Here is a 2,886-nt window from a genome sequence, read left to right as displayed (position 1 = left end):
CCTGAATATTCCGCGTTACGTCAATTCTTCACCAACAGCTGAAAGCTGGGATTTACATGCCACTATGCTGGGTGGCATCCCCAACAGCGAAATTGCACAGCTACACCCGTATTGGCAAGCATTCCCACAACTGCACGATGCGCTGTTTGTGGTCAAGTCTGCCGCCTACAGTGAATTAGCCATTGCCAAACAAGACGTTAATAAAACCATTACCCAGCACCCACAAGTCATCGAGTTTATTAGCGCTTACAACCAAGCCTTTGCTGGCGGCAGTCATGGTGTTAGTGGCAATCGCAGGAGCTTTGATGAATATTTAAAAGACGAACTTATTCAAGGCTGGCAAGAGGTTAACCGCAACCAGCAAGAGATAGTATTAAGCACTGAGTTATTTAATCGTCTGGCACCTATTGCCCTTATCGACAAATACCAAGCCTATCAATATTTAAGCAACCAATGGCAAGTGATTAGTGCCGATTTGGAAATGATGCAGACCGAAGGCTTTACCGCCACTAAGCAAGTTGACCCCAATATTGTGATCAAAAAGGTTAAGGGCAATGACACCGAAGTACAAGATGGCTGGAAAGGCCACATCATGCCCTTTGATTTAGTACAACAAACGCACCTAAGCGATGACTTGGCGGCACTGGAAAAACAAGAAGACCGCCAGGCAAAAATCGCCAGCTCGCTTGAGGAAATACTCGAATCCCTCAGCGAAGAGGAAAAGGAGCAAGACACCGTAAAAGAAAGCAAAGATGGCTTTGCCAATGCCGACGTCGCCAAAGCGGCGAAAGCCTTCCTAAAAGAGCAAAAAGAGACCAAAACCAAGTTCTCAGCCGAAAGCTACGAAGCAAAAATCATCGCGGCGAGTAAACTCATTGACGAAGAAAAAGCCCTGAAAAAAGCGGTCAGAGAAGCACAAATCGCCCTGCACTTAAAAACTAAAACCACCATCGAAGGCTTAACCGACAAGCAAGTCAACAAATTGCTGCACTTAAAATGGATTGCTCCATTAAGCCTTGAGCTCGCCGCTATGCCAAGCGTCGTGATAAGCCAGCTGACCAGCCAAGTACAAGCCCTTGCCGATAAATACGCGGTGACCTATTCACAAGTGGCGAAAGAGATCACAACCACCGAGCAAGAGCTGGCCAAAATGATGGGCAAACTCACCGGCAATGAGTTTGATATGCAAGGTTTGGCTGAACTCATCACCTTGTTGAAAGGGGCATAATAAGATGACACAAGGAAAGAAAGTGCCCAAGATTCGCTTTGAAGGGTTTAGTGGAGATTGGCAAGAAGCGATGTTATCAGATGTGATAGATGTACGAAACGGAAAAGACTATAAGCATTTAGGTAAAGGTAACATTCCTGTTTATGGGACAGGTGGCTACATGCTTAGCGTGGATAGTGCATTATCAAATGATGAAGATGCAATCGGGATTGGGCGAAAAGGCACGATTGATAAACCGTATTTATTACGAGCGCCGTTTTGGACGGTGGATACTCTTTTTCATGCAGTGCCTAGGCCAAAATTCAAGTTGGATTACTTGTATTGTCTTTTCCAAAAAATAGATTGGAAAAAACATGACGAATCTACCGGTGTACCTAGTTTATCTAAGGTCGCAATTAATAACATTCCAGTTAAAGTAACGTGCGAAAAAGAACAAACTGCCATTGGCAACACTTTCCAAAAGCTCGACAACCTAATCAACCAGCACCAACAAAAGCATGATAAGCTCAGCAGCCTTAAAACAGCCATGCTGGAAAAGATGTTCCCCAAACAAGGCGAAACTATTCCTGAAATCCGCTTTAAGGAGTTTGGTGGGGAGTGGGAGGAGAAGGAGCTTGGTAAATTAGCTGAAATTGTTCGCGGTGCGAGTCCTCGCCCTATAGAAGATCCTAAATGGTTCGATAAAAACTCAACGGTTGGTTGGTTGCGTATCAGAGATGTGACAGAACAAGACGGAAGAATTCATTTTTTAGAGCAAAAAATTTCAAATCTTGGTCAAGAAAAAACTCGTGTAATATTTGAACCGCACTTGCTTTTGAGTATCGCTGCGAGTGTAGGAAAACCGGTTATTAATTATGTTGAAACTGGGGTTCATGATGGTTTTTTAATTTTTAAAAAACCGCTTTTCGAACTAGAGTTCATGTATCAATGGTTGAAATCCTTTCAGGACGCTTGGCAAGCGTATGGCCAACCAGGAAGCCAAGTTAACCTTAATTCTGATATTGTGAAAGGTCAGGTAGTTAGCATTCCTTCAGACGCAGAGCAAACCGCCATCGGCAATTACTTCCAAAAGCTTGATGTGCTGATCAACCAACACCAACAACAAATCACTAAACTTAATAATATCAAGCAGGCCTGCTTGAGCAAAATGTTTGTTTAGCAGGGAGCACAACCATGACGACTTTTAAAATAGAAGCACAATTTGAGCAGGCCTTTATTGAGGTGCTTACCCAAAAAGGGTGGGAATCTAAAATACTCAAAAACAAAACAGAAGCAGATTTACTGCAAAACTGGGCGAGCATTTTATTTGAAAACAACCGCCAACAAGACCGCTTAAACGATGTGCCGCTGACGGCAACGGAAATGCAGCAGATTATCGAACAGATTAAAGAGCTGAAAACACCGCTTAAGCTCAACGGGCTAATCAATGGCAAAACGGTAGCCATTAAGCGCGATAATCCTGATGACACGCTGCACTATGGCAAAGAAGTCAGCCTGAAGATCTATGATCGCCAAGAAATTGCAGCAGGCCAAAGCCGTTACCAAATTGTGCAACAGCCTAAGTTTGAACGCGGCAGCCCCTTGCGTAATGACAGACGTGGAGATGTGCTGCTACTGATTAACGGCATGCCGGTGATCCATGTTGAACTTAAGCGCAG

General features: G+C 44.0%; 3 protein-coding genes. All 3 read left to right on the top strand.

What is annotated here, in order from left to right:
• A partial coding sequence (locus AACS18_RS14920; protein WP_219927973.1) for a hypothetical protein occupies nt 1–1,228 on the top strand: 1,228 nt, incomplete at its 5' end.
• A gap of 4 nt (nt 1,229–1,232) precedes the next feature.
• Nucleotides 1,233–2,387 (top strand): restriction endonuclease subunit S, encoded by a 1,155-nt coding sequence (locus AACS18_RS14915; RefSeq protein WP_108612578.1) that lies wholly within the window; start codon nt 1,233–1,235, stop codon nt 2,385–2,387.
• Nucleotides 2,388–2,401: 14 nt separating this feature from the next.
• A partial coding sequence (locus tag AACS18_RS14910; protein WP_258228721.1) for a type I restriction endonuclease occupies nt 2,402–2,886 on the top strand: 485 nt, incomplete at its 3' end.

It is taken from the genome of Aeromonas sp. HMWF015, from assembly GCF_963878965.1.
Taxonomy (GTDB): domain Bacteria; phylum Pseudomonadota; class Gammaproteobacteria; order Enterobacterales; family Aeromonadaceae; genus Aeromonas; species Aeromonas veronii.
Note: the sequence above shows the minus strand (reverse complement) of the source record. Positions and strands in the feature narration are given on the sequence as shown.